We start from the raw sequence: 25,474 nt of genomic DNA, 5'->3' as shown, positions 1-25,474 counted from the left end.
AAATGAGTAAATTAAAAATTGCAATCCAAAAAAGCGGTCGGCTTTACGAAGATTCGTTACAACTCCTTAAAGACTGCGGGATTTTCGTCAACAACGGAAAAGACCAACTCAAAGTTTCGGTAGAAAACTTTCCTATGGAGATTATGTACCTGCGAAACTCCGATATCCCTCAATATCTGGAAGATGGCGTGGTTGATATTGCCATTGTCGGTGAAAATCTTTTAGTAGAAAAACAAAAAAAGATTAATATTATTCAAGAGCTCGGATTTTCAAAATGCCGTGTCTCACTCGCTGTTCCTAAAGAGATTGAAACGAACGATTTGAGCTATTTTCAGAATAAAAAAATCGCGACTTCTTATCCCAACACCCTTAAAAAATTCTTATTAGAAAATAGTGTTTCAGCAGATATCCACGTTATTTCCGGCTCTGTAGAAATTGCTCCAAATATTGGTCTGGCAGATGGAATTTGTGATATTGTGAGCTCTGGAAGTACCTTATTTAAGAACGGATTAAGAGAAACGGTTACCTTATTGAAATCAGAAGCGGTGTTGGCTAAAACGCCGAATCTCAATCAGGAAAAAGAACTCATTCTTAAAAAATTCTTATTCAGAATTCAGTCTGTTTTAAAAGCTAAAAATTCAAAATATATTCTGATGAATGTTCCCAATACAAAGATTTCAGATGTTTCTAAAATACTTCCTGTGCTTAAAAGTCCGACTGTTATTCCTTTAGCAGAAGAGGGTTGGAGCAGTATTCATTCTGTGATCAACGAAGATCGTTTTTGGGATGTTATTGATAAATTAAAAGAAAACGGAGCTCAGGATATTTTAATTATTCCAATTGATAAAATGGTGATTTAATATGAAGATTTACAAATATCCCAACCAAGAAAATTGGCAGGAACTCATAACACGACCAGCTTTTAAAAGAGAACAAATTTCAAAAACGATCATAGAAATTTTCTCAGAAGTCGAAAAGAACGGTGATAAAGCTTTAATCGAATTCAATAAAAAATTTGACTCTGCAAATGTTGAAAATATTACGGTTTCACCAGAAGAAATTCAGAATGCGGACAGTTTGATTAGCAAAGAATTGAAGCAAGCAATTCAACAGGCAAAAGAAAATATCACAAAATTTCACGCTTCACAGCAGTCTAAAATTGAAAAAATTGAAACAACAAAAGGAGTAGTTTGTTGGAGAGAAAATAGAGCCATTGAAAAAGTAGGAATCTATATTCCGGGAGGTACAGCTCCTTTGTTTTCTACTGTTTTGATGTTGGCAATTCCGGCTCAGTTGGCAGGTTGTAAAGAGATCGTGCTGTGCAGTCCGCCAGATAAAAATGGAAACATTAATCCTGCGATTTTGTATACAGCTCAACTTTGTGGCGTTTCAAAAATATTCAAAACAGGCGGTGCTCAAGCTATTGCTGCGATGACATTGGGAACGAAAAGTATTCCGAACGTTTATAAAATTTTCGGACCTGGAAATCAGTTTGTGGTTGCAGCGAAAGAATATGCTCAAAATTATGGAGTTGCCATCGATATGCCTGCAGGGCCGAGTGAAGTTTTAGTGATTGCAGATGAGAAAGCTATTCCCGCATTTTGTGCTGCAGATCTGCTCTCACAGGCCGAACATGGAAGTGATAGTCAGGTTATTTTTATATCAACTGATGTGAAAGTTTTTAACGAAACCATTGAAGAAATTGAAAGACAGATCAAAGAACTTCCAAGAAACGAGTTTGCTCAACAATCTTTAAATAACAGCCATTTTATTCTTCTTAATACTATTAATGAAGCCATAGATTTCAGCAATTTATATGCTCCGGAACACCTTATTTTAGCATTAAATGATTTTGAAAAATATATCCCTCAAATTCAAAATACTGGATCAGTTTTCCTCGGAAATTATTCATGTGAAAGTGCTGGAGATTACGCAAGCGGAACCAATCACACCCTTCCAACGAACGGTTTTGCAAAGAATTACAGCGGAGTTTCTCTAGACAGTTTTGTAAAGAAAATTACTTTCCAGCACTTGTCAAAAGAAGGACTTCAAAACTTAGGAAATACAATAGAAATCATGGCAGAAGCGGAAGGATTATTCGCTCACAAAAATGCCGTTACCATCCGATTAAATCAATAAAAAATGAAACAATTTACCTTAAATAATTTCGTTCGAAAGAACATTTTAGCATTACAGCCTTACATCAGTTTTAGAGATCATAATGAATTTAACGCTCCTATTTTAATGGATGCTAATGAAAGTCCGTTCGGAGAGTTTAATCGTTATCCAGATTCTACTCAGAAAGCGCTTAAAAATAAATTATCGCAGTTTAAAAATATTCCGTCTAATCAAATCGCTGTAGGAAATGGAAGTGATGAATTGATCGATTTAATTATTAAAATCTTCTGTGAACCTAAAAAAGATTCAATCTTAATGATGAATCCTTCGTTTGCGATGTACGGATTTTATGCCACAATTAATGAAAATGCAGTTTTAAAGCTTGACCTAGACGAAAATTTTCAAATTAAAAAAGATGAATTTTTAAAAAGTACTACAGAAAATCAGCCGAAAATTTTCTTTTTATGCTCACCGAACAATCCAACAGGAAACAGTATTGAAGATATTGAGTTTTACATTCAAAATTTTAACGGAATTGTTGTGGTAGATGAAGCTTACATTGAGTTTTCAGATCAGAAATCGAGCCTTGAGCTTCTTAAAAGATATCCTAATCTTATTGTTCTTCAAACGTTTTCAAAAGCGTGGGGAATGGCGGGAGCAAGAGTGGGAATTGCGTATGCCAATGAAGAAATCATTAAGTTGATTAATACCGTAAAAGCACCGTATAATGTCAATTCTTTAAGTCAGGAATTGGTTTTAAATGTGATTGATAATAAAGATCAATTCAATCAAAACTTGAATGATATTTTTGAGGAAAGAGAATGGTTGAAAAATGAATTTCAAGGTATAAGTTGTATTACAAAAGTCTTTCCAACAGATGCCAATTTCTTCTTGATTGAATTTGAAAATGTCGAAATTGTCTATCAAAACCTTTTGGATAAAGAGATTTTAACAAGCAAAAGAACTCCACAAATTCCTAATTGTATCAGAATTAATATTGGAAATAGAGAAGAAAATATTCAATTAATTCAGGCTTTGAAGCAGTCTGAAACCTTATAGGTTTTGAAAACCTATAAGGTTTGATAGCGTTAAAAAATTAAGAAAATGAAAAAAGTATTATTCATAGACCGAGACGGAACATTAATTATTGAACCTCCAACAGATTTTCAGGTTGATTCGTTAGAAAAATTGGAGTATTATCCCGGAGTATTTCAAAATCTTTCAAAAATAACCAAAGAGTTGGATTATGAATTGGTCATGATCACCAATCAGGATGGTCTGGGAACGGAAAGTTTTCCTTTTGAAGATTTTATTAAACCTCAGGAAAAAATGTTAAAAGCATTTGAAAATGAAGGAATAATTTTTAGTGATATTCTAATTGATAAAAGCTTTGAGTATGAAAATTTACCTACAAGAAAACCAGGAATTGGACTGTTAGGAAAATATATTTATGGGGATTATGGTTTACAAAATTCTTATGTGATCGGAGATAGGATTACAGATATTCAATTGGCTGAAAATTTAGGCTCAAAAGCAATTTTTATTAATAAAATTCAAAATGAAAATGCTGAATTGACAACCGAAAATTGGTCTGAGATCTATCAATTTTTAAAGCAAAAACCAAGAAAATCGAAAGTTTCAAGAAAGACGAATGAAACTCAAATTGAGATTGAAGTTAACCTTGATGGAAAAGGGAATTCTGAGATTTCAACAGGTTTGCATTTTTTTGATCATATGTTGGAGCAGATTTCAAAACATGGAAATTTAGATTTAAAAATCAAAGTCGATGGCGATTTGCAGGTTGATGAGCATCACACGATTGAAGATACAGGAATTGTTTTTGGAGAAGCAATTCTTCAGGCTTTAGGAAAGAAAAAAGGGATTGAAAGATATGGTTTTTTGCTTCCGATGGATGATTGTCTGGCTCAGGTCGCGATAGATTTTGGAGGAAGACCTTGGTTGGTTTGGGAAGCTGATTTTAATAGAGAAAAGATTGGCGATGTTCCGACTGAAATGTTTTATCACTTCTTTAAATCTTTCACTGATTCTTCTAAATCTAATGTAAATATTAAAGTTGAAGGAGATAATGAACATCACAAAATAGAATCTGTTTTCAAGGGCTTTGCCAAGGCCATAAAAATGGCTGTAAAACAGACTGATGAAAACTTTAATTTACCCTCAACAAAAGGAAGTCTTTAATATGATTGCAATTATAAAATATAACGGCGGAAATGTTAATTCAGTTCAAAATGCATTGAATAGATTAGATACAGAATCAATAATTACAGATGATTTTGAGTTAATTCAAAAAGCTGATAAAGTAATTTTTCCGGGAGTTGGAGAAGCCTCTTCTACGATGAAATTATTAAAAGAAAAAGGTCTGGATTTATTAATTCCTACCTTAACACAACCTGTTTTAGGTATCTGTTTGGGAATGCAACTGATGTGTAAAAATAATGAAGAAGGGAACACAGATGGATTAGAAATTTTTGATATTAATGTAAAGAAATTTCCTGCAAAAGACATTGTTCCCCACATGGGCTGGAATACAATTTCAGAGATAAAATCACAATTATTTTCAAGCATAGAAAAAGAAAATGACTTGTATTTTGTTCACAGTTACTATTGTGAATTATCAGAGTATACAACTTCTGTTTGCGATTATATTTTGCCTTTCAGTGCGTCTTTGCAGAAGGATAATTTCTTTGCGACACAATTTCACCCTGAAAAATCGGGAAAGATTGGAAATGAATTATTAAACAACTTTTTAAAATTGTAAGTATGAAAATTATTCCTGCTATTGACATTATTGATGGAAAATGTGTTCGTCTTTCAAAAGGCGATTACAGCACAAAAAAAATATACAATGAAAATCCTGTAGAAGTTGCGAAAGAGTTTGAAAGCTTTGGAATCCAATTTCTTCACTTGGTAGATTTAGACGGTGCAAAATCTAAGCATATTGTCAATCAAAAAGTACTGGAAAATATTGCAAAAGAAACCAATTTATCTATTGATTTTGGAGGTGGTTTGAAAACATTGGAAGATATCGAAATAGCTTTCAATTCTGGCGCAAAGCAAATTACGATTGGAAGTATTGCCGTTCAGGATCCTGAGTTTTGTTTTGAATTGATTGAAAAATATGGAGCTGATAAAATTATTTTGGGAGCCGATTGCGATAATCGAAAGATAAAAACTTCAGGCTGGCTGGAAAGCAGTGATAAAGATGTGATTGATTTTATTCTTCAATATCAGAAAAAAGGAATTCAGCAGGTTATTTGTACTGATATTTCAAAAGACGGAATGTTACAAGGTCCATCAACAGAGCTTTACAAAGAAATTTTAGATAAAACTTCAGCTCAATTAATTGCAAGCGGCGGAATTTCACGTATTGAAGATGTTCAAAGGTTGAAAGAAATTGGATGTTCCGGAACAATTATCGGAAAAGCAATTTATGAAGGAAAAATAGGCTTGCAAGAACTTGAAAAATTTATTGAAAATGCTTAAAAAAAGAATAATTCCTTGCTTGGATATCAAGGATGGAACAACGGTAAAAGGAATCAATTTCGAGGGACTTAGAAATGCCGGAGATCCTATAGAACTGGCGAAAAGGTATGAAGAAAACGGAGCCGATGAATTGGTTTTTCTTGATATTACGGCTACGATTGAAAGGAGAAAAACATTCGTTGAATTGGTGCAAAATATCTCTAAAGAACTGAGTATCCCTTTCACGGTTGGAGGTGGAATTTCTTCCATTCAAGATGTACAAAAACTATTGGAAGCAGGCGCTGATAAGATTAGCATTAATTCATCCGCCGTTACCAATCTTCAGTTGATTTCTGACTTGGCTAAGGAATTTGGAAGTCAGTGTATTGTTGTGGCTATCGATACTAAATTCATAAATAATTCCGATTGGGTTCATGTAAAAGGCGGACGAGAAATAACCAATTTAAAAACAGTAGATTGGGCAAAAGAAGCTGAATCTTTAGGTGCGGGTGAAATTCTTCTCACCTCGATGGACGGTGACGGAACTAAAAATGGTTTTGACATAAGAATAACAAAATTAGTTTCTGAAAATATCAATATTCCCGTGATCGCTTCTGGAGGTGCGGGAAAAATAGAAGATTTTCAAAGAGTTTTCAAAGAAACGAAAGCAACAGGTGCGTTGGCTGCGAGTATTTTTCATTTCGGAGAAGTAAGCATTCAGGATTTAAAAAAAGAATTAAAAAATCAAAAAATTGAAGTAAGATGGTAGTAGATTTCAATAAAACAAGCGGATTGGTTCCCGTAATTATTCAGGATAACAGAAACTTACAGGTTTTGATGTTGGGATATATGAACGAGGAAGCTTTTGAGAAAACAAAAAAAGAAGGGATTGTTACTTTTTTCAGCCGTTCTAAAAACAGACTTTGGACGAAAGGTGAGGAGTCTGGTAATTTTTTAAAGGTTGAAAATATTCAAATTGATTGTGATAACGATACTATTTTAATTAAAGCTATTCCTAAAAATGTAGTTTGCCACACGGGAAGTTTCAGTTGTTTTGGAGAGAAAGAATCAAAAGGCTTTTTATATGAATTGGAAGCTAAGATTTCTCAAAGAATTGATGATAAAGTAGGATCTTCCTATACCTATTCACTCTTTCAAAGGGGTATTAATAAAGTGGCTCAAAAAGTAGGAGAGGAAGCCGTAGAATTGGTGATTGAAGCTAAAGATAATAATGATGATTTATTTAAAAATGAAGCGGCTGACTTGTTATATCACTTTTTGATTTTATTGAAAGCTAAAAATGTTGATTTAGAAGAAATTGAAGAAGTTCTTATTACGAGAAATAATTAATTTTTATTGCTGTATTTCAAGAATAGGGAAGGAAAATAAAAAAATATTTTAGCATAAATAAAGTATTATTTTTACATTGAATTAAAAACAATTACCATGTCAGAAAAAGAAAAGAAAGAAAGTCCTCAGCCGATAAAAAAGGAAGAAGAAAGCCCGAAAAGCATTTCCCAAAAAGGCGGTGAGCATTCAGAAAAAACTATTGATAATGAAACAGCAAAAGGCGGTACAAGAGGAGGATAAAAATAGTAAAAGAGTCAATTATAGAAATTGACTCTTTTTTTTGCAATATTATCTTTCAATCAAGACCTTTCTAACAACCGTCTGCCCATCAGCTTTAAACACACCAATATAAGCTCCATTAACTAGACTAGAAGTATTAATCTGAGTCTTATTTCCTTCTTTTATCAAAGTATGACCAATTAAATCTGTGATTTCAAAACTGAAATCTTTCACTTTGCTGGGTAACTCTATATGAAGAGCATCTTTTGCAGGATTTGGATAAATTTTTACAGATTCTAACTTATTTGCTTGAACATCTCTAGTTCCTAAAATAGTTGTAGCTGCCACTGCAAAATGTTGAAGTGCACCAACCGTTGCTTTTCCAACATTGTAAATATAGACCGGATCTGTATTGGCAAAAGTATCGTTTGCTGTGTGAGGATAATTGCTTCTAATTTTTTCAAAATAGCCCGTAATTACTTCACCTTTTGTTTCAAAAGGGATATAATCTGTATCTTCTGCTTCATCAATATCAGTTAAAAGAGGAGAATAAAGACCTGTAAGCGTTATCAATTCCTGAGTTGCAGCAACACCTGCAGCTGTATTATTTGCATTTCCGCCCATGTCTTCGTCGCAGTAAATGGTATCATTGTTATTTCCCATTTTTCCGCCAACCTGATCTAGGTTAAAAACTAATTTTATATCTAAAACACGGGTACTTCCCTGATAAGCCACGGTATTCGCATAGTGCTGACTTCCTCTCAATCCTTGTTCTTCACCGGAAAAGTGAATAAATTTAATAGAATATTCCGTTGGAACATCCTTCAAAATTCTTGCAGCTTCTAAAATAATTGAAGTTCCGCTTCCATTGTCGTTAACTCCAGGACCAACAATACTATCGAAATGACCACAGATAATTACATATTTATTAGGATAAACTGTTCCGGTTTTAGTTATCACTAAATTTTTTGAACTTGTTCCACTAAAAGTAAAGGGATCCTCTACAACTTGGCTAGCAGAATATCCGAAAGAGGCATACTTGTTTTTTAGCCAATTTAAAGCATTTGTATTTGCTACAGAACCGGTAGTTTTAACTCCCAAATTTGAAAAATCCTGTAAATTGGTTGTAATATTAGTCTGCGTAACCATATTGGCACGATCCTGATAAGCCTGAATAAAACTTTGAGCCTGTAAACCGTAAGTTGCTAACGAAAAGAGTAGAAAAGTAGATAATTTTTTCACTTTTATATAAAGTTTTAAATATTTAATAATTTAGCAAATGTAGATAATTAAAAAATCCCGAGCAAAAAACTCAGGATCAATTAATTATATTATTGTAATGCAATTTACTTTTCTATGATTACTTTTCTTGTAACGCTCTCATTATCTGTCTTTATAGTACATAAATAAGTTCCATTAACTAAGCTTGAAACATTTATTTTTGTTTGATTTTGTACTGAAAATACGGTGCGTCCGCTTACATCTGTAATTTCAAGGCTAAAATCTTTCACCTTTTTCGGTAATTCAACATTTAAAACATCTTTTGCTGGATTTGGATATACTTTTACAGACTCCAAAGAGCTTTGAGATGTAGCTTCATTTACGCCCAAAACTGTAGTTGAAGCAACCGCAAAATGCTGAAGTGCACCAACAGCAGCTTTTCCAACTTTAAAAACATAAGTAGGATCTACATTGGCAAAAGTATCATTTACCGTATGTTCATTGTGACTTTGTGGAGTTTCGTAGAAACCTGTAATGATATCTCCGTTCTCTTCAAAAGGCATATAATCAGATGAATAAGCATTAGACATCACCGTTTGTAATGGTGAATATAGAGTAGTACAAGCCGCTAATTGCTGTGTAAAAGATAATGATGCAGCATTATTTCCAGACTGACCAGCCTGATCGCTTTCACATTTTATTGAATTGCTCGGGCTCGATAATTTACCTCCAACCTGATCTATATTGAAAACTAATCTTACATCTAAATCACGAACCCCATTTTTGAAAACAACATTATTCGCGTAATGGTCACTTCCATAAAGTCCTTGTTCTTCTCCTGAAAAATGGATGAACTTCACAGAATATTCCGTAGGAACATCTTTTAAAATTCTAGCCGCTTCCAAAATAATAGAAGTTCCGCTTCCGTTGTCACTTACTCCAGGTCCTACGATTGTATCATAATGCCCACAAATGATTACATATTTATTAGGATAAACTGTTCCTATTTTGGTTATGATAAGGTTTGTAGAACTTAAATTTCCTACTGTAAAAGGATCTTCTTCCATCTGACTAACCGTGTAACCGTAAGACAGATACTTATTCTTGATCCAGTTAAGCGCATTGGAATTGGCTACAGAACCTGTAGTCTTTACACCAAAATTTCCAAACTCCTGCAAGTTTGTCGTAATATTCGTTTGAGTAACCAAGTTTGCTCTGTTTTGATAAGCCTGAATAAAACTTTGAGCCTGCAAACCGCAAGTTACTAACGAAAGGAGTAGAAGAGTAGATAATTTTTTCACTTTTAAATAAAGTTTTAAATATTTAATAATTTAGCAAATGTAGATAATTAAAAAATCCCGAGCAAAAAACTCGGGATTTATATTGATAACAAAAAATTTTACATTATTTTACTTGATCTACAACAGCTTTGAAAGCTTCAGGATAGTTCATAGCTAAGTCAGCTAAAACTTTTCTGTTAAGCTCGATGTTGTTCTTTTTAAGAGCTCCCATAAACTGAGAGTAAGACATTCCGTGCTCTCTAGCTCCTGCGTTGATACGCATGATCCAAAGTGATCTGAAATTTCTCTTTTTCTCTTTTCTACCACGGTAAGCATATTGCATTGCTTTTTCCACGGCATTTTTAGCTACAGTCCAAACGTTCTTTCTTCTACCGAAAAAACCTTTAGCTTGCTTAATAATTTTCTTTCTGCGAGCTCTTGAAGCTACGGCATTTACTGATCTAGGCATAATTTAAATTGTTTTTTTGAAAAGGGCGGTAAACTGTTTCATTACACTTATCTGCACCATTCCAGGGTTAAAATATTGAATTGTTATTCTTATAAACCGAATAAGGATTATAAAAACTACTGAATTGCTAATTGACGCTTAACACTTTTTTCGTCCACTTTTGCAACATAAGAAGTTTGCGTAAGATTTCTCTTTTGCTTAGTTTCTTTCTTTGTCAAGATGTGGCTTTTGAAAGCACCTTTTCTTTTAATCTTACCAGTTCCGGTAAGTTTAAAACGCTTCTTAGCACCTGATTTCGTTTTTAATTTTGGCATTTTTTTGCTTTTTATTGTTTTGTTATCAATATCTGTATTGGTTATCCCTAAAGACATCTAGGAATAATAGTTTGCAAAATTACGAAAAATAAGTGAGACGAGAAAGAAATTTTTAAAGCTATAGGAAGGAAGTTGAATGTTGAAAGTTTCTTGTCTAATTTTAAACTAAACACTAATAAAAATAAAAAACCTCAAATTGCTTTGAGGTTTATATTTTAAAGAATAGATATCAAATCTATTAAAATTATTTTGCTGGTTTTTTAGGACTCATCATCATAATCATTCTCTTTCCTTCAAGTTTAGGTAGCTGATCTACTTTTCCAACGTGCTCTAATTCCTGAGCAAGTTTTAGAAGCAAAATTTCTCCCTGATCTTTAAAGATAATCGAACGTCCTTTAAAAAATACGTAGGTTTTCAATTTTGAACCTTCTTCCAAGAACTTTTCAGCGTGCTTTCTCTTAAACTCATAATCATGGTCGTCAGTCTGAGGTCCGAAACGAATCTCCTTTACTACCACTTTTACTTGCTTAGCTTTAAGCTCTTTCTGTTTTTTCTTTTGCTCATATAAGAATTTTTTGTATTCTAATATTCTTGCAATAAACGGTTCTGCCTTATCAGAAATTACCACAAGATCCAATTCCTGCTCTGCAGCAAATTGTCTTGCTTTATCAATTGGATAAATTCCCGGCTCTACGTTATCGCCCACTAAACGAAGCTCTCTCACACGAATTTTATCGTTGATCAAGTGTAAATCCTCCTGTACAGGACGTCTTTGTGGGCCCCTGTTGTTAAATCTTTGTGCTATTGTATTAAATTTTATTGGTTAACTTTCTATTTGACAATAATTTATATTGCCGCTTCTTTTTTAAAATAATTGACGAAATCTTCCATTTTCATCACTCCAAGATCTCCTTCTCCACGTCTTCTCACAGAAATCGTGCCATCTCTTTCCTCATTTTCTCCTATAACCAGCATGAATGGGGTCTTGTTTAATTCTGCATCACGGATTTTTTTACCCGCTTTCTCATTTCTGTTATCAATCTGACCGCTAATATCGTGATTTTCTAAAAATTGTGAAACTTTTTTCGCATAATCTGCATATTTTTCACTGATTGGTAGAATTATGAACTGCTCAGGGCTTAACCATAACGGGAAATCTCCTGCAGTATTTTCTAATAAAATCGCGATAAAACGTTCCATAGAGCCAAATGGTGCTCTGTGGATCATTACTGGTCTGTGTTTTTCATTATCGCTTCCGATATAATGAAGATCAAATCTTTCCGGTAAATTATAATCTACCTGAATAGTTCCCAACTGCCATTTTCTTCCTAAAGCATCTTTCACCATGAAATCTAACTTAGGACCGTAGAATGCAGCTTCACCATATTCAACAACAGTTTTCAAACCTTTCTTTTGAGCAGCGTTGATGATTGCACTTTCGGCTTTTTCCCAATTTTCATCAGAACCGATATATTTTTCTTTGTTATCAGGATCTCTTAAAGAAACCTGAGTTACAAAATCTTCAAATCCTAAAGATTTAAACACGTAAAGCGTTAAATCAATTACTTTTTCAAATTCTTCCGAAAGCTGATCCGGAGTACAGAAAAGGTGAGCATCATCCTGAGTAAATCCACGAACTCTAGTTAATCCGTGAAGTTCTCCACTTTGCTCATATCTGTAAACAGTTCCGAATTCTGCATATCTCTTAGGAAGATCTCTATAGCTCCATTGTGAAGTTTTATAAATTTCACAGTGGTGAGGGCAGTTCATTGGCTTCAGCATGAATTCTTCTCCTTCATTCGGAGTTTTGATCGGCTGAAAGCTATCTGCTCCATATTTATCCCAGTGACCAGAAGTTACATACAATTCTTTTGAACCGATATGTGGTGACATTACAAATTCGTACCCTCCTTTTTTCTGAGCAACAGAAAGAAAATTTTCTAATTTTCTTCTTAAAGCAGTTCCTTTTGGCAACCAAAGTGGTAAACCGGCACCTACTTTTTCAGAGAAAGCGAAAATTCCAAGCTCTTTACCTAATTTTCTGTGATCTCTTCTTTTAGCTTCTTCTAATCTTTCAAGATATTCTGTAAGCTCTTTCTGTTTAGGGAAAGAAATACCATAAACTCTTGTTAATTGAGGATTTTTTTCACTTCCTCGCCAATAAGCTCCAGCTGCATTTAAGATCTTCATTGCTTTCACAATTCCTGTATTAGGAATGTGCCCTCCACGACATAAATCTGTGAAGTTATCGTGTGTTACAAAAGTGATTTCTCCATCATTAAGATTAGAGATCAACTCAACTTTGTAAGGATTATCTGCATATGTTTTTAATGCTTCTTCTTTAGATACAGGGTATAATGAGAATGTTGAAGCTTTTTTAGCATTTTCCAATACTTTCTTTTCAATCTTCTCAAAATCTTTTTCAGATAAATTTTCGTCTCCGAAATCTACATCATAATAAAAGCCACTTTCGATCGCAGGACCGATTGTTAACTTAGCATTTGGATAAAATTCCATGATCGCCTGCGCCAAAAGGTGGGCAGAAGAATGCCAGAAAGCTTTCTTTCCAAGATCGTCATTCCAGGTTAACAACTGTACCGTAGAATCCGTGGTTATAGGTGTGGTGATCTCTACTTGTTTGTTATTAACAATTGCGGAAATGGTGTTTCTAGCCAATCCCTCGCTTATAGATTTTGCCACATCTAAAGGAGTAACTGCTCCTTCAAATTCTTTGACACTATTGTCTGGAAGTGTAATTTTTATCATTGTTTACTAAGAAATTTTAAGTTGCAAAAATACGCATTTTTTATTTAAAAAGCGATATTTACGTATATTTGAAGCAATATTTAATGCTAAAGGTAAAGAAAAACTTTTTTAATTTTCTATAAATAATTTACACTCTCATTATGAATGACTTAAATATCGACTTACACTGCGATTTATTATACTATTTATTAAGACCAGATTCAAAAATTGATGATAAACAAGTTAGATGCTCTTTATCTTATTTAAAAGAAGGCCATGTAAAGCTCCAGATAATGGCAATTTATTCTGCGACAGCAAAGAATAGTACGGCAGAAGGAATTAAACAAAGTGAAATTTTCGCAAATCTATTAAAAAGCGATGATTTTTTTCTTTTCGACACTAAGAATTACAACAATATTGAAAACCAAAATCGAGTAGGAGTTCTTGCTTCTATTGAAAATGGTTCGTCATTTTGTGAGAAAGATACTGATTTAGATATTGGATTTAAAAATCTTGAAACTATCATTGAAAATACTCAAAAAGTATTATATATAGGAATTACCCATCATTCTGAAAATCGTTTCGGAGGTGGAAATAATTCTGAAGTAGGTTTGAAAGATGACGGAAAAATTTTAATCGATTATCTTGCAGATAAGAAAATCGCAATTGATTTGGCTCATACAAGTGATCAATTAGCCTATGATATTCTTAATTATATTGATCAGAGAAATTACAAACTATCAATCCTTGCAAGTCATTCCAACTATAGAAACGTGTACAAAAATAACAGAAATCTTCCTGATGAATTGGTTAAAGAATTGGTTAAAAGAGAAGGGTTGATTGGACTTAACTTCATCAAAGATTATATTGACCATCACCATCCGGAAAGGTTTTACGAGCATATTCAGTACGGTTTGGACTTAGGTGCAGAAAATTGTATTGCGTATGGAGCAGACTTTTTCTTTGATGATGAGCATCCGGATCAATCTCGTTATCCTTTTTTCTTTGATGAATTTAAAGATGCAACAATGTACAATTCGATCAATAAAAGATTAAGTGAAAATTTTTCACCTGAGATTATGAAAAAAATCAGTCATAAAAATGCGCTGGATTTTATTAGAAGATTATGGAGTTAAAACAAAAAAATACTAAGTTTTCACTTAGTATTATCTGTTTTTCCTGTTTTATTTTTAGAAGCCTTTTGAACGTCTTCTTTATCAATATCAGGCGGATTTGTCTTTTTCGAAGAAGCAGGAATATCAGGGAAATCCTGATTTTGCTTTTTTGATTCTGCAGAATTTGTAGATTCTTTCTTTTTGTTATCGTCTTTTGAATTCATAGCTTTAAATTTTTAAAGTCCTAAAATACCTAGTTGACCGGTTTTGTCTTCTATAGTATAATTCAAAGCCTTTGCCAAAACGAAAATATTATTAAGATTTTCCATTAATTGTTGACGTCCTTCGTTTCTTAGCTTATTTTGATCAATAGATTTAATGGCAACATCTTTTGCCTTTTGAGTTACATTTTTAATGTCTTTCTCAGAGATTCTATTGAAAAAAGAGTCGTCAAGAGACTGTATTTCAACACTTGGAGTAATCCTTATATCTGCATTAGGTAATTCTGTGATAATCAGTTTTTTATTAATAGAATCAACCTCCATTTTCATTTTGTTCAGATCATAAGAAACCTGTGCATTGGTCTTGGTATAAGTAATGATACTGTTGCTCGAAACCTCGCTTCCGAACACTTCATAACCCATCTTTGTTTTCTGCATCGAAGAAACATCCTGCTCCAACACAACCATTTTATTCATTTTGGAAATCTGGTTTGTCAGAATATAATAATCTGATTTTTCCGTTTTTCCGGCAAGGTTTAGACAAGATTTAAGACCAAAGAACAGAAGTAACATGATCGCAATTCCTGCCAAAAAGGGTAATATGATTCTATTATTTCTCAATATCTATTTTTTAAATATTTCTTTTATTACAGATTTGTCATCTTTCTTTAAAATTTCAACCAAATCTCTTTCAATATAACCTGTTGTAGGCATTTCTATAATCCTTCCAATTTCCTTGCCATATTTTTGAACAATAATTGTAGGAACTTTCTGAATATTATAAAGCCCTTCGTCACCAGAAGGCGATTCTTTTTTACGATTTACGGCAATAATGGTTAATTTTCCTTCAGGATATTTCACTTCTTCCAAAATCTTCATCAATCTTGGGAAATCTCTGTGACTGTCCTCGCACCAAGTTCCCATGAAAACTAAGATATTGTAAGAATTTATTTTATCCTTTCTAAGTTCACTGATTGCCTTTTGATCAATCGCATATTCGTCATGCTCTTTCACATACCAATCTGCGTAAGGCGCTTTTGTAAATTGATCTTTAGTTTGGGTTCCTAAAAGCATTTTTCCATCCTTAGTAGTTTCAACTTCGCGGTTCACCACTACTTTTTGCGCGCTGAACTGCTGAGTTGCAAAAACCAAGCATGAAATCGTAACAACATTTGTGATTATTTTTTTCATATTATTTTTCGATAATTGTTTTTAAATCGGCAGGAGAGTAGTATTTGTTTTTCAACACTTTATGGTCTGCCTGTCTATAAACATTGAATTTTTCACCAGATTTTTCATAGAAAGATTCAACTTCTTTTGCTTTATAAAACTCAACCGTTTCCTGTGCCTGTTCTTCATTATCGCAAGCTTTAGACATATTGGAACGCTGAACTTCGTTGAATAGCTCTACAAATTTGTTGCCAAGTCCGAATTCTAATACCGCACCACTTAAAACATACTGTAAATCACAAAGTGCATCTGCAATTTCTACGATATCATTATCTGCAATCGCTTGTTTTAATTCGTTTAATTCTTCCTGTAAAAGCTCAACTCTAAGGTTGCATCTTTCCGGAGAAGGAATTTGTGGAGTATCTAAAATAGGCGCTTTGAAAGTTGTGTGGAATTCTGCTACTTGGTTCAGGCTGTCAATTTTTTCCATGAAATTTTAAATTTAGAGCAAAGATAAAAATTAGGAATTAGAAATTAGGGATTAGGGGATAGGTTTTTCACGTTTTGTCATTGAATGAATGTAGAATTTATTTTTTTTGCTTTAAAATAATACTTCGGGATTGAATCCCATACTTTTACAGGCTCCTAGTGTAGTAGAGAATTCCCCTTTTTGCGATTTCCTCTACAATATTTAATTTAAAACTCAGACTGTAGTCTCGCTGAGAACGTTTTACACAATGCCATGATGAGTCCATAATAATGACTCTTTTTTTCTATCACTATTTCAGGACGGGACAAAGTTTGAAATACAAAAACTTCTCTCATTTTTAGGAGACGTTTTGTTTTAAGTTTTAGTAAGAGAAATTTTATTTTAATGAAATAAATAATGCAAAAAGAATTAATTAAAACCAAACATTTCACTTTTAAATTGAATAATTTCCGTTTCTAAAGGATAAAAAAAGAACTCATTGATTCCAATTATTCTGGCGTCCAAAAGATGTCCGGCTAAAGTTGTGTAATTTTCTCTTTTCAAGGTTGTTTCAAGGTGAAATTTTGGTGTTCCGTCAAGTTCAGAAACAGTTCCAAAAATGTCTGAAAAACTTATCTTTTCTTCAAATTTTATATTGAAATTTTTCATTATTGAAGGATTAAAAAAACTCAATGTAACTTCTGCTAACGTACCGATTCCTTTTATTTTCCCGTGGTTAATTTTTTGATTTAGAGCAAAATCGGTCAATCCATCCATCATATTTGTAAGATTTTTTAACCGTACAACATATGTATTTTCTATTTTCCGCGCGGTCCACAAATCACCTTCAAAAAAACTGACATTCATAATATTAACTGTTTTGATAGTTTTAATAAAAAATTTCTACTGTTAATCTTCAGGATATTATTAATATCATTTTCAAGTCCAATACAATCAAGCTTTCTATCAAAAAATAAAGAAAGAATAATTTTCATGAATATTAACCAAAAATAATACCACACATGTACCACAAATTATCTTTTTCAATGTTTTTCAGTCTTAAATTTAATTAAAAAAAACACAAAAATATTGACTAAGGTCATAAAAAGTCAATATCATAATCTGATATATTTGGTCATTAACAATTAAAATAAAATCGATTTTAGAAAACTTGATAAAAAACAGTGAAATTAGACGGTCTAATGGTGTCGCGTGGTATGTATGTGGTATTTCAATTCAGTAAAATTTTAATCATTTTTTCTTTCTTTGTCTACAATTATTAATTACTTGTTTCGATTGCTTTTTAAGAATAATTTTAAACATAAATACAAATATTAAGAAAATTACATCAAGACAAGAAAATAACTTTATTTGAGACTAAAGTTGAATTAAAAAACATTGTTAAGAGACTTCAACTCCTTATTTTTATTAAAATTAATGGTTGAAGTATGTGACGAAAATGAGAAATTAAATTCTGAAGCCGAACTTTAAAATCATAAGTACACCGGCAACAGAAAGTACTGTAGAGATGAGAAAATTATTATGAAAAACGAAAAACCTGAGTTCAATTTAGAAGATTTAAATCAAAAATTCTTAGCTCAAGACGAAATCATTGCATTAGCTAAAGAAAATTCACCCCGTTTGTTAAATAAATTCAGATTGGCATATCCTGATTTTTTTGACAAAATATCTTCTATACAGCCTAATCTTAAAAATTCGGAACTTATTTTTTGTATTTATTTAAAGCTCAATCTTACAACCAAGGAAATTGCGACATACACTTATGTGACGCCAAAAGCAATTCAGAACCGAAAAAACCGAATAAGAAAGAAACTGAATATTCCTTCAGAATTGGATATTTATAAATGGTTTAATGATATTTAAACCATTTTTTTAATTAAAATTCCACAATAGCTTTATCTAAATCATGATAAAGCAATACTGTCCAATGGTTTTCTATGGCTTCTTTTTCCCATTTTTGTCTCAATTCACTTGCTCTTTTGCCATCAAAATCACTTTTGTAGGCAACGTGATATTTTAGATAAGATTCCTGAGGAAGATCGTCTGCTCCATAAAAAGCAGTTTCACCATTTTCTTTGATCCAAAAAACCTGCATAAATGGAGTATGACCACCAACAACTTCAAAAGAAATTTCATTATTTATTTGTCCTTGATCATCATTCATCCAAACGATATTGGGCAATTGAATAAGCTTTTCTAAGATGTCGAAATCAAAGGAATGATTGCCGTTGTTTTCCATTGCAAAATCTAGCTCGCGCTTTTGAATATAAATTTCTGCATTGGGATAGCTAGCCTCATAACCGCTTTCCGAATTCTTTATAATGCCATCAATATGATCTTTATGAAGATGGGAAAGCAGAACTTTTGTAATCTGATCAGAAGTAATATTTTCCCGCTCAAAAATTTCAGAAATAACAGTTTTTCCGGCTTCATTTTTCCATCCGATACCAGTATCTAAAAGGATATAATCATTTTCAGTAATGATAAGAAAAGGCTGTACAGACATTTTTATTCCTTTAATATCAGCAATATTTTCTTCTGTTAAAAGGGTAAAGTCTTTAGTTTTACTTGCCGAAAAATTTCCTTCTTTTAGTGGTACGATCTTCATATTACAAATTTCCCGATAATTTATCAATCTGGAAAACGTTTTTTTTCGATACAAATCATCGGTAAAACCGATTATTTAAACAACTAAATTGATTTTCCAACAAAGACAACCAATTTTAATTGTTTACTAGCTAAGTATTTTAACCAACTCAAAAAAGTCCCAAACAATTACGCTCAGGACTTTTGAATATATAATTTGTAAGCTATTTTTTCTTACAGTTTTCAGGAGAATTTGAAGGATTACATCTTGCCGTTTCGCCTCCGGGTAAGGTGACATAATAATCTGTTCCATACGTATTTCCTTTTTTGAAGAAATCCGTGGAAACGATTTGTGCTCCACTACTAAAGGCAGCTTTTTCTCTTGTTCTGTCATTAACTTTTGCTTCGTACGTTTCTATATCAGATCGAGTTCTTACCAAATATCCTTCTTTTACTGATTTTTGAATTTCATTCTGTCTTACGATGGCATTGTCATACAATATAAAAGCGGAGTGATCTTTTCCGGGTGTAGATTCTATAAACATCATTCTTCCTTTAAGACCTGGATGTTCTGCCAGATAAGGAGATTCGTTATTGCTGATTCCTGCGCTGGAAGGTAAGAGGATAAATACAAACTTTCCTTTTGCATCACTCACTGTTGGCCAATTGTTATGAAGAACGGCTTCATTTAACGTTTTATATTTCCCTTTAACATCATCCGGCGTAATGATCTTTTTTCTTCCCAAAACAGCAAGTACTTCCTGATCCAGATCATCAAATGCTTTTTTATCGAATTTCAAGACTTCTGCAGAATTAGGTAAAATAGGCATTCCTGAATCTTTGGCTTCAATTTGAATGAAGATCGGAATGTGATCAGGGTTTTTATCAGACCAATCTTTTAAAGCCTGAAGTGCCTTTTTTAAAGTCGTGTAATGGGTTCTAAAATCAATATCTGCAATATGCATTACTTTAAAACCTGGTTTATCCAGATCTTCTGTAGAATAAGGAGCAAGGTCTGTTACACCTTGTTTTTTCAACATTTCATACGCTGCGGGTTTGTTGAACCTGTTTCCTGTAGGATCGTAATACACATCGATTTCGAGATTTCTTAAGCCTGCATTCAGTTGTTCATTAAAATCGGGGTGATTGTAGTTCAGTGCTTCGGAGAAATCTAATCCGTTCGGGTGATATTCCTGAAATTTTGCTTTTTCGTCTGGCGACATGTTGTCAAAAAATGAATTTTTGAACTTGTCCATGATACCGGTTGCTAGTTTAATCACTTTAGGGTCTACAGGTTTTGCATAGCTGTTGTGAGTTCCTAAGACCTGAATCTGATTAATCTTTAAATCTTTCGGATAACCGCTGAATTCTTTTTTATTTTGAGCTATAGCCATAGCTGATAGCAATCCGAAGATGGATAGTATTATTTTTTTCATGTTGAAATATTTAGATTAAAAGTTGAATGAAACTCCCATTTGTCCACGGAAGCCTGTGTAGGAAACACTTTCTGTTCTTGACTGTTCTGCGTGATAAAACCTGTTGGGTTCGTTTAAAAGATTATTAAGTTCTACAAAAAGTCTGATCTTTTTTGAAAGAGCATAAGAAGCAGTGGTATCAAGAGTAAAGTTTTTATCAAACCACTGATAATGTTCTGGTCCTGCGAGAGAACGGATGGCGTTAAGGTATTTTCCTTTGTAATTTCCAGCAAGTCGTATCATGAATTTATCCGTTTCGTAAAAAATACTTACGTTGAAAATATGTTTGGCCTGTTTAGGTAGAGTAGTCTCAATTTTCTCTAAAGCAACTCCGTTTTGATACACCGGAATTTCTGTTTTTGAATCTACAAAAGTATAGTTCCCTTCCAATCCGAAATGTTGCAATATGCCCGGCAATTCTGTAAAACGCTTGCTGAAATTAGCTTCTAGTCCAAACAGCCAACCTCCTTCTAAATTACTTGGTGAAGTTTTAAGATAGGTAAGTCCGTTTCGCTGTTCCGTCGTTTGATCCTGATAGATGATATTGCTTAATCTTTTATAAAAACTTCCGACAGAGATAATTCCTAAATTAGAAAAATACTTTTCAAACATCAAATCAAAACTATTGGCGTAAGTTGGCTTTAAACCTGCATTTCCTTCTGTAATTGTTTGAAGTGCATCGTTGATCTGTAATCCGGGATTAAGATCGCTAAAATCGGGCCTTGCAAATGATCGGGTATAAGAAGCTCTGAAAATCGTATTATCATCCAGATTATACTTCATATTCACCATAGGCAAGAAAGCGTTGTACTTGTTTTCCTTTTGTACAGGCTCTGCTGTTGCCGTATTTCCTTGCTGTACCACACGGTTTCCTTTGAAATTGGTAACATTATATTCATTTCTGAAACCTCCAATGACGGTGAATTTTTCAGTAAGTCTGAAATTCCCCATCAAATAAGCAGAATACACATTCTCCTTTCCTGAATAAGACGAAGCCAGATTACTTGCCGTGTTCGCTCCCTGCACATTAGTCATCGTATGATTGGCCATGAAATCTGGGTTGTACATTTGATCGATCTGACCGTTGGTGATTTGATTGATCAACACATTATTGTAAGGATTTCCTAAAGGATTAAGAAATCCGCCATTGTACGGAAAATCTTCTGTCTGTAGCTGATTTAGATACACCAAAGGCGCTGCTGCCGGAATTCCCAATAGCTTGGAAGGCATCCATGCATAAACACTTGATGTGAAGGTTTTATCTTTATTAATGAGCTTTCCTCCCGCTTTTAAATTAATATTATCATTCAATTTATAATTAAAGTTGAATTGCGCTCTGTAATCTCTTTCACTGTTTTTATTTCGGCTGATAATGTTTTGATATAAATACAGTTTAGAAGCGTCTAAATTATTAAGATTATGAGGTAAGACAACATCCGAAGTATCTCCGACACCGTCGGGAGAATCCATGGCTAGATATTTCAGTCCGTCACTTGAAAGATTTCCATACGTCATATCCTGTCTGAAAAGGACAATAGGATAGCCTCTTTCATCTTTGCTTAAATTTTTAGGAGAATTAAATTCAAAGCTCGATTTTGAATTCACCAAAGACCAATCTAGTTTTAATTTATCTGATAATTTATGTTCACCTCCAACGTCAAAAGAGTAGAGATCTGTGATATAATCTGCATGTCTGGCCTGTAGCTGAACATTTTTAGTATTAAAATTAAAATAAGATTCTCTTACCGTCTGCTGATCAAGATACTGACTGTATAATCCTTTGAAATAAAGCTTATTGTTTTTATTAATTTGATAATCCAGCGCACCATTGAAACCTAAGGTTCTTCTTTCCGCAATATAATCTCTTAACTGTAATTGGTTGATTGCAAAAGATTTAGTTTTGTCTTTGTTGTTGAAATCATAAACCATCTGGAAATTATCAATTCCTGTATCTCGGTTCCATATCACCGCAGACGTGATGAATTTTAATTTATCGGTGATCTTATTTCCATAGACTACCGATGCATTATAGCTTGGCGATTGAGATTGATTAACATAGCCACCTGCGACATTTACTGAAAAAGTTTCTTTATTTACCGCCGTTTTGGTAATAAAATCAATGGTTCCTCCGATGGCGTCTCCATCCATATCGGGAGTTAAGGTCTTAGATAATTTTACATACTGAATCAATTCTGAAGGGAAAATATCCATCTGCAATCCTCTATTGGCATTATCTCCACTAGCGCTGGGCATTCTGTTTCCGTTCAGCGTAGACGAGCTCCATTGAATAGGCGTTCCTCGCACAGCAGCAAATCTACCTTCGCCCATATCTCTTTCGATGGTTACTGCGGGTAATCTTTGGATGGCTTCTGCGGCATTTCGATCCGGTAATTTTCCAATCGCATCTGACGCTAGCACATCAGAAATAGTTTCAGAATTCTTTTTGATATTTAACGCCCTAGCTTGGGAAGGTTTGTACGCAGAAGTGATGGTAACGCCTTCAATACTCTTTACCTTTTCTCTGTTTTCTAAGACAATAACTCCCAAATCTGCTATTTTCGGATTTGCAGAAGCATCTATATTAATCGTCTTATCAGCATATCCTTCATACGTTATGATAATAGACGTATAGCCTTCAGGAACAGTAATATTAAAATTCCCTTGATTATCGGTGAGAACAAAAGTTTTGTTGTCATTCGTTAGAACTTTCGCCTGAGGAAGTCTTCCTTGTGAATCTTCCACCTTTCCGCTTACCTGAATCTGGGCATAAGAATGGATGGAAGCAAAGAAAAGAGCAACAGCCAAAGTCGATGTTAGTTTTTTCATTTTTACGGTACAGTTTGATTTGCTGCAAAACTATTCCGCCTTTCATTTTTAAAAGTTCATTTAGATTGAGATGAACTTATTTCTTGAAATTGAACTTTTAAATAATTAATAATCAACACTTTGATATGTTTTAATTATTTATTAACAGATTGTTACCAACAACTACATTGGTTGTACTATTGTTTTTTCTTCAAGTATTTTTTTTCTGTAATCGTTAGGGTTTACCCCTGTTTCCTGTTTGAAATATTTGTAAAAAGTAGCCTTAGATCTGAATCCACATTGGTAATACAATTCGCTAATTTGAAGATCAGGTTTTTGATTGATTTGTTCAATAAATTCTTCGATTCGGTATTTATTGATAAGATCGTAGAAAGTGGTCTCAAGACCTTCAGAAATGCATTGAGACAGATGATTCTTAGAAATATGAATCATATTGGAAATATCTTCCAAGCTTAAATCTTCTTTCGTATAGATTTTTTTGTTTTTTAAAAGTTCAATTAATCGATTATTAGTATTGATGATGTAATCTTTGCTCAGGACAGAAGTTTTATACTTTGTATTTTTTTTAGCATCGATCATGATATTAGGAATTTCAATAACGGTTATGTTTTCAGTTTTTTGCTGAATATTTAAAGCTTGTTTGTCTATTTGGTTTAATCTGATCAAAAATGCGAACTGAATAAAAAAGGAGAGGGTGTAAATGGTTCTCAATAGTTCTTTATCTAGAAGTTCCCCATAATGACAAATAGCATATAAGATCACTAAAGAAAGAACGAAACCTATAAACTTGATAAATAGTTTTTGAAATGCATTTTCTTTATTTCGATGTCTGATCTGTTGTACCAAAGTCACTGTTAAATAGCCAGCCCAGTACAACGGATACAGTTTAAAAATCCATAAATAAAACTGATGAAAACTCTGAGATTCCGCACCTATAAAAAGGACAATGATATTACAGATAAAGACAACGAAAAAAAGCACAAAATGAAAGTATTGTTTCCAAGTATTGGTGTAATTTAATAAATATCTGCCTGCCAAAAACAATAAAGGACCTTTCAAAAGCCTGAAACTGGAAGGATATTGATCTATTAAAAAAGTACTTTTGTTCCCAAAACTAAAAATAAAGTATTCGCAAAGGAAATCTAATGTGATGGTTACAATATAAAGAATTAAAAAAATATTCTTCTTGGAATTGTCTCTTTTAATTAAAAAAAAGGAGAGTATGGCTTCTAAAATTACCGCTAAGAAAGCACCAGAAATTTCCATAATTGATCAATAAAATTTTGCAGAAAAGTACTCTTTTTCAACAAGAATTTATTGAATAATGAATTACGATTTTGTTAAATATGGTTTGATTTAGACGGGTGGAAAATCGCAAAGGCGCAATGAAAGTTTAAATTTTGTTTTTAAGGCGCAAGGATTTTATCTGCGATAAAATTGATTATGTGATAGTTGTCTGTTCATTTTGTCATTCATTAATTTAAATTCCTGTATTCAATAGGAGACATCCCCACTTTCTGTTTGAAAAGTCTTGTAAAATGCTGCGGATATTTAAACCCTAAATGATAAGCAATCTGACTAATCGACTGATCAATATCAAAAATTTTATCTTTCGCTACATCAATAACTTTTGTCTGAATATATTCCTGAGGCGAAATTCCTGTTTCTTTTTTGATGAGGTCTCCAAAATAATTAGCTGACAAATTAAGCTCTTCTGCGCACCAAGCTACAGAAGGCAAACCAATTGTCTGAGGCTTATCGGAAGAAAAATATTCATTTAAAAGAGTTTCAAAACGTTCTAAGATTCCCTTATTGACATTGTCTCTTGTAATAAATTGACGGTCGTAGAATCGGGTACAATAATTCAGAAACAGTTCTAAATTGGAAGCGATTAAGGTTTTACTATGTTTATCAATATTTTGCGCCAGCTCATCCTGAATTTTCTCAAAACAATCCATCACAATATGTCTTTCCTTTTCTGAAAGATGTAAAGCCTCATTAGATTCATAAGAAAAGAAGGAATAATCCTGAATATGTTTTCCTAATAATGTCCCTTTTATCAAATCGGAATGGAAGATCAAAGCCCAGCCTTTCGGTTCAAATTTAGTAACCTTTGGTTGTACACCGATTACCTGTCCGGGTGAGATGAAAACCAAAGTTCCTTCCTGATAATCGTAGTAATCACGACCATATTTCAACTCTCCACACTTTAATTCTTTTAGGAAAACGGCATAAACTCCAAAATTTAAGGTTTGGGCGGGCATTACTGTCGCTTTAGACATATCAATTATACTAATTAAAGGATTCAAAGTTTCCACTCCTCTTAATTTATTATAAACATCTACACTGTCAATTTTTGCGATCTTTTCCATTCTCTTCGTTTTGATGATAC

At 33.1% G+C, this 25,474-nt stretch carries 27 protein-coding genes; 11 read left to right on the top strand and 16 right to left on the bottom strand.

Annotated elements, in window-relative coordinates:
* Positions 1 to 2 precede the first annotated feature (2 nt).
* The 9 genes from hisG to A0O34_RS22465 all read left to right on the top strand — a co-directional run bounded on the left by hisG (position 3) and on the right by A0O34_RS22465 (position 7,191).
* Entirely contained in the window at positions 3 to 860 is an 858-nt protein-coding gene (hisG, locus tag A0O34_RS19565) for an ATP phosphoribosyltransferase (RefSeq protein WP_066758512.1), read from the top strand.
* A gap of 1 nt (position 861) precedes the next feature.
* A complete protein-coding gene (hisD, locus tag A0O34_RS19560) occupies positions 862 to 2,139 on the top strand; it encodes a histidinol dehydrogenase (protein WP_066758510.1) in 1,278 nt (425 codons plus the stop codon).
* 3 nt (positions 2,140 to 2,142) lie between these two features.
* On the top strand, positions 2,143 to 3,177 hold the full coding sequence (hisC, locus tag A0O34_RS19555) for a histidinol-phosphate transaminase (RefSeq protein ID WP_066758506.1): 1,035 nt from the start codon (positions 2,143 to 2,145) through the stop codon (positions 3,175 to 3,177).
* A 45-nt stretch (positions 3,178 to 3,222) separates the two neighbouring features.
* Positions 3,223 to 4,317 (top strand): bifunctional histidinol-phosphatase/imidazoleglycerol-phosphate dehydratase HisB, encoded by a 1,095-nt coding sequence (hisB, locus tag A0O34_RS19550; RefSeq protein WP_066758503.1) that lies wholly within the window; start codon positions 3,223 to 3,225, stop codon positions 4,315 to 4,317.
* A gap of 1 nt (position 4,318) precedes the next feature.
* On the top strand, positions 4,319 to 4,897 hold the full coding sequence (hisH, locus tag A0O34_RS19545) for an imidazole glycerol phosphate synthase subunit HisH (RefSeq protein ID WP_066759857.1): 579 nt from the start codon (positions 4,319 to 4,321) through the stop codon (positions 4,895 to 4,897).
* A gap of 2 nt (positions 4,898 to 4,899) precedes the next feature.
* On the top strand, positions 4,900 to 5,622 hold the full coding sequence (gene hisA, locus A0O34_RS19540) for a 1-(5-phosphoribosyl)-5-[(5-phosphoribosylamino)methylideneamino]imidazole-4-carboxamide isomerase (RefSeq protein WP_066758501.1): 723 nt from the start codon (positions 4,900 to 4,902) through the stop codon (positions 5,620 to 5,622).
* Complete coding sequence (gene hisF, locus A0O34_RS19535; RefSeq protein ID WP_066759855.1) at positions 5,615 to 6,370, top strand: imidazole glycerol phosphate synthase subunit HisF; 756 nt, start codon at positions 5,615 to 5,617, stop codon at positions 6,368 to 6,370. Before hisA ends, hisF begins: the two co-directional genes overlap by 8 nt.
* A complete protein-coding gene (gene hisIE / locus A0O34_RS19530) occupies positions 6,364 to 6,951 on the top strand; it encodes a bifunctional phosphoribosyl-AMP cyclohydrolase/phosphoribosyl-ATP diphosphatase HisIE (RefSeq protein ID WP_066758499.1) in 588 nt (195 codons plus the stop codon). The genes hisF and hisIE overlap by 7 nt, the downstream gene beginning before the upstream one ends.
* A 96-nt stretch (positions 6,952 to 7,047) precedes the next feature.
* Positions 7,048 to 7,191, top strand: a complete 144-nt coding sequence (locus tag A0O34_RS22465; RefSeq protein WP_157886076.1) for a hypothetical protein — start codon at positions 7,048 to 7,050, stop codon at positions 7,189 to 7,191.
* A 48-nt stretch (positions 7,192 to 7,239) separates the two neighbouring features.
* On the opposite strand, the gene A0O34_RS19525 is transcribed toward A0O34_RS22465, so the two are convergent.
* The 6 genes from A0O34_RS19525 to thrS form a co-directional block, all read right to left on the bottom strand.
* The gene (locus tag A0O34_RS19525; RefSeq protein WP_066758498.1) at positions 7,240 to 8,412 is read right to left on the bottom strand and encodes a M28 family peptidase; all 1,173 of its coding nucleotides are present in this window, start codon (positions 8,410 to 8,412) and stop codon (positions 7,240 to 7,242) included.
* A 104-nt stretch (positions 8,413 to 8,516) separates the two neighbouring features.
* The gene (locus A0O34_RS19520; protein ID WP_066758497.1) at positions 8,517 to 9,692 is read right to left on the bottom strand and encodes a M28 family peptidase; all 1,176 of its coding nucleotides are present in this window, start codon (positions 9,690 to 9,692) and stop codon (positions 8,517 to 8,519) included.
* 103 nt (positions 9,693 to 9,795) lie between these two features.
* Positions 9,796 to 10,140, bottom strand: a complete 345-nt coding sequence (rplT, locus tag A0O34_RS19515) for a 50S ribosomal protein L20 (RefSeq protein WP_054508924.1) — start codon at positions 10,138 to 10,140, stop codon at positions 9,796 to 9,798.
* Between the two features lie 116 nt (positions 10,141 to 10,256).
* Positions 10,257 to 10,454, bottom strand: a complete 198-nt coding sequence (gene rpmI / locus A0O34_RS19510; protein ID WP_054508925.1) for a 50S ribosomal protein L35 — start codon at positions 10,452 to 10,454, stop codon at positions 10,257 to 10,259.
* A gap of 244 nt (positions 10,455 to 10,698) precedes the next feature.
* The gene (gene infC / locus A0O34_RS19505; RefSeq protein WP_175549546.1) at positions 10,699 to 11,199 is read right to left on the bottom strand and encodes a translation initiation factor IF-3; all 501 of its coding nucleotides are present in this window, start codon (positions 11,197 to 11,199) and stop codon (positions 10,699 to 10,701) included.
* Positions 11,200 to 11,300: 101 nt separating this feature from the next.
* Positions 11,301 to 13,220: a threonine--tRNA ligase gene (gene thrS / locus A0O34_RS19500; RefSeq protein ID WP_066758493.1), complete on the bottom strand. Its 1,920-nt coding sequence runs from the start codon at positions 13,218 to 13,220 to the stop codon at positions 11,301 to 11,303.
* Between the two features lie 140 nt (positions 13,221 to 13,360).
* Between thrS and A0O34_RS19495 the strand changes: the two genes are divergently transcribed.
* Positions 13,361 to 14,335, top strand: coding sequence for a dipeptidase (locus A0O34_RS19495; protein WP_066758488.1), 975 nt, complete (start codon positions 13,361 to 13,363; stop codon positions 14,333 to 14,335).
* Positions 14,336 to 14,355: 20 nt separating this feature from the next.
* Here A0O34_RS19495 and A0O34_RS19490 read toward each other — a convergent pair whose 3' ends face one another.
* The 5 genes from A0O34_RS19490 to A0O34_RS19470 all read right to left on the bottom strand — a co-directional run bounded on the left by A0O34_RS19490 (position 14,356) and on the right by A0O34_RS19470 (position 17,041).
* Positions 14,356 to 14,538: a hypothetical protein gene (locus A0O34_RS19490; protein WP_066758486.1), complete on the bottom strand. Its 183-nt coding sequence runs from the start codon at positions 14,536 to 14,538 to the stop codon at positions 14,356 to 14,358.
* A gap of 12 nt (positions 14,539 to 14,550) precedes the next feature.
* On the bottom strand, positions 14,551 to 15,156 hold the full coding sequence (locus tag A0O34_RS19485) for a DUF4230 domain-containing protein (protein ID WP_066758484.1): 606 nt from the start codon (positions 15,154 to 15,156) through the stop codon (positions 14,551 to 14,553).
* Positions 15,157 to 15,159: 3 nt separating this feature from the next.
* On the bottom strand, positions 15,160 to 15,726 hold the full coding sequence (locus A0O34_RS19480) for a TlpA family protein disulfide reductase (protein WP_066758482.1): 567 nt from the start codon (positions 15,724 to 15,726) through the stop codon (positions 15,160 to 15,162).
* A gap of 1 nt (position 15,727) precedes the next feature.
* A complete protein-coding gene (locus tag A0O34_RS19475; RefSeq protein ID WP_066758480.1) occupies positions 15,728 to 16,195 on the bottom strand; it encodes a pyrophosphohydrolase domain-containing protein in 468 nt (155 codons plus the stop codon).
* A gap of 408 nt (positions 16,196 to 16,603) precedes the next feature.
* Positions 16,604 to 17,041: a PPC domain-containing DNA-binding protein gene (locus tag A0O34_RS19470; protein ID WP_066758478.1), complete on the bottom strand. Its 438-nt coding sequence runs from the start codon at positions 17,039 to 17,041 to the stop codon at positions 16,604 to 16,606.
* 675 nt (positions 17,042 to 17,716) lie between these two features.
* On the opposite strand from A0O34_RS19470, the gene A0O34_RS19465 reads away from it, so the two are divergent.
* On the top strand, positions 17,717 to 18,058 hold the full coding sequence (locus A0O34_RS19465; RefSeq protein WP_066758475.1) for a helix-turn-helix transcriptional regulator: 342 nt from the start codon (positions 17,717 to 17,719) through the stop codon (positions 18,056 to 18,058).
* Positions 18,059 to 18,071: 13 nt separating this feature from the next.
* Here the strand turns inward: A0O34_RS19465 and A0O34_RS19460 are convergent, their stop codons facing one another.
* The 5 genes from A0O34_RS19460 to A0O34_RS19440 all read right to left on the bottom strand — a co-directional run bounded on the left by A0O34_RS19460 (position 18,072) and on the right by A0O34_RS19440 (position 25,454).
* Positions 18,072 to 18,803, bottom strand: a complete 732-nt coding sequence (locus A0O34_RS19460) for an MBL fold metallo-hydrolase (protein WP_066758474.1) — start codon at positions 18,801 to 18,803, stop codon at positions 18,072 to 18,074.
* Between the two features lie 202 nt (positions 18,804 to 19,005).
* Positions 19,006 to 20,217 (bottom strand): Ca2+-dependent phosphoinositide-specific phospholipase C, encoded by a 1,212-nt coding sequence (locus A0O34_RS19455; protein ID WP_066758473.1) that lies wholly within the window; start codon positions 20,215 to 20,217, stop codon positions 19,006 to 19,008.
* Between the two features lie 15 nt (positions 20,218 to 20,232).
* Complete coding sequence (locus tag A0O34_RS19450) at positions 20,233 to 23,082, bottom strand: TonB-dependent receptor (RefSeq protein ID WP_066758471.1); 2,850 nt, start codon at positions 23,080 to 23,082, stop codon at positions 20,233 to 20,235.
* Positions 23,083 to 23,244: 162 nt separating this feature from the next.
* Positions 23,245 to 24,348 (bottom strand): helix-turn-helix domain-containing protein, encoded by a 1,104-nt coding sequence (locus A0O34_RS19445; RefSeq protein ID WP_066758469.1) that lies wholly within the window; start codon positions 24,346 to 24,348, stop codon positions 23,245 to 23,247.
* 209 nt (positions 24,349 to 24,557) lie between these two features.
* A complete protein-coding gene (locus tag A0O34_RS19440; RefSeq protein WP_066758467.1) occupies positions 24,558 to 25,454 on the bottom strand; it encodes a helix-turn-helix domain-containing protein in 897 nt (298 codons plus the stop codon).
* Positions 25,455 to 25,474: the final 20 nt, after the last annotated feature.

Source organism: Chryseobacterium glaciei, from assembly GCF_001648155.1.
Lineage (GTDB): Bacteria > Bacteroidota > Bacteroidia > Flavobacteriales > Weeksellaceae > Chryseobacterium > Chryseobacterium glaciei.
The sequence above is the reverse complement of the archived record's forward strand: the minus strand, read 5'-3'. Positions and strand labels throughout refer to the sequence as shown.

Bases quoted from the DNA above. Each gene is read 5' to 3' on its own strand.
- hisF (WP_066759855.1), top strand. From the start codon at position 5,615: ATGCTTAAAAAAAGAATAATTCCTTGCTTGGATATCAAGGATGGAACA.
- A0O34_RS19475 (WP_066758480.1), bottom strand. From the start codon at position 16,195: ATGGAAAAAATTGACAGCCTGAACCAAGTAGCAGAATTCCACACAACT.
- rplT (WP_054508924.1), bottom strand. From the start codon at position 10,140: ATGCCTAGATCAGTAAATGCCGTAGCTTCAAGAGCTCGCAGAAAGAAA.
- A0O34_RS19440 (WP_066758467.1), bottom strand. From the start codon at position 25,454: ATGGAAAAGATCGCAAAAATTGACAGTGTAGATGTTTATAATAAATTA.
- A0O34_RS19480 (WP_066758482.1), bottom strand. From the start codon at position 15,726: ATGAAAAAAATAATCACAAATGTTGTTACGATTTCATGCTTGGTTTTT.
- rpmI (WP_054508925.1), bottom strand. From the start codon at position 10,454: ATGCCAAAATTAAAAACGAAATCAGGTGCTAAGAAGCGTTTTAAACTT.
- A0O34_RS19495 (WP_066758488.1), top strand. From the start codon at position 13,361: ATGAATGACTTAAATATCGACTTACACTGCGATTTATTATACTATTTA.
- A0O34_RS19450 (WP_066758471.1), bottom strand. From the start codon at position 23,082: ATGAAAAAACTAACATCGACTTTGGCTGTTGCTCTTTTCTTTGCTTCC.
- thrS (WP_066758493.1), bottom strand. From the start codon at position 13,220: ATGATAAAAATTACACTTCCAGACAATAGTGTCAAAGAATTTGAAGGA.
- A0O34_RS19445 (WP_066758469.1), bottom strand. From the start codon at position 24,348: ATGGAAATTTCTGGTGCTTTCTTAGCGGTAATTTTAGAAGCCATACTC.
- hisC (WP_066758506.1), top strand. From the start codon at position 2,143: ATGAAACAATTTACCTTAAATAATTTCGTTCGAAAGAACATTTTAGCA.
- hisA (WP_066758501.1), top strand. From the start codon at position 4,900: ATGAAAATTATTCCTGCTATTGACATTATTGATGGAAAATGTGTTCGT.
- hisB (WP_066758503.1), top strand. From the start codon at position 3,223: ATGAAAAAAGTATTATTCATAGACCGAGACGGAACATTAATTATTGAA.
- A0O34_RS19460 (WP_066758474.1), bottom strand. From the start codon at position 18,803: ATGAAGATCGTACCACTAAAAGAAGGAAATTTTTCGGCAAGTAAAACT.
- hisG (WP_066758512.1), top strand. From the start codon at position 3: ATGAGTAAATTAAAAATTGCAATCCAAAAAAGCGGTCGGCTTTACGAA.
- A0O34_RS19490 (WP_066758486.1), bottom strand. From the start codon at position 14,538: ATGAATTCAAAAGACGATAACAAAAAGAAAGAATCTACAAATTCTGCA.
- hisIE (WP_066758499.1), top strand. From the start codon at position 6,364: ATGGTAGTAGATTTCAATAAAACAAGCGGATTGGTTCCCGTAATTATT.
- A0O34_RS22465 (WP_157886076.1), top strand. From the start codon at position 7,048: ATGTCAGAAAAAGAAAAGAAAGAAAGTCCTCAGCCGATAAAAAAGGAA.
- hisD (WP_066758510.1), top strand. From the start codon at position 862: ATGAAGATTTACAAATATCCCAACCAAGAAAATTGGCAGGAACTCATA.
- hisH (WP_066759857.1), top strand. From the start codon at position 4,319: ATGATTGCAATTATAAAATATAACGGCGGAAATGTTAATTCAGTTCAA.
- A0O34_RS19455 (WP_066758473.1), bottom strand. From the start codon at position 20,217: ATGAAAAAAATAATACTATCCATCTTCGGATTGCTATCAGCTATGGCT.
- A0O34_RS19465 (WP_066758475.1), top strand. From the start codon at position 17,717: ATGAAAAACGAAAAACCTGAGTTCAATTTAGAAGATTTAAATCAAAAA.
- A0O34_RS19470 (WP_066758478.1), bottom strand. From the start codon at position 17,041: ATGAATGTCAGTTTTTTTGAAGGTGATTTGTGGACCGCGCGGAAAATA.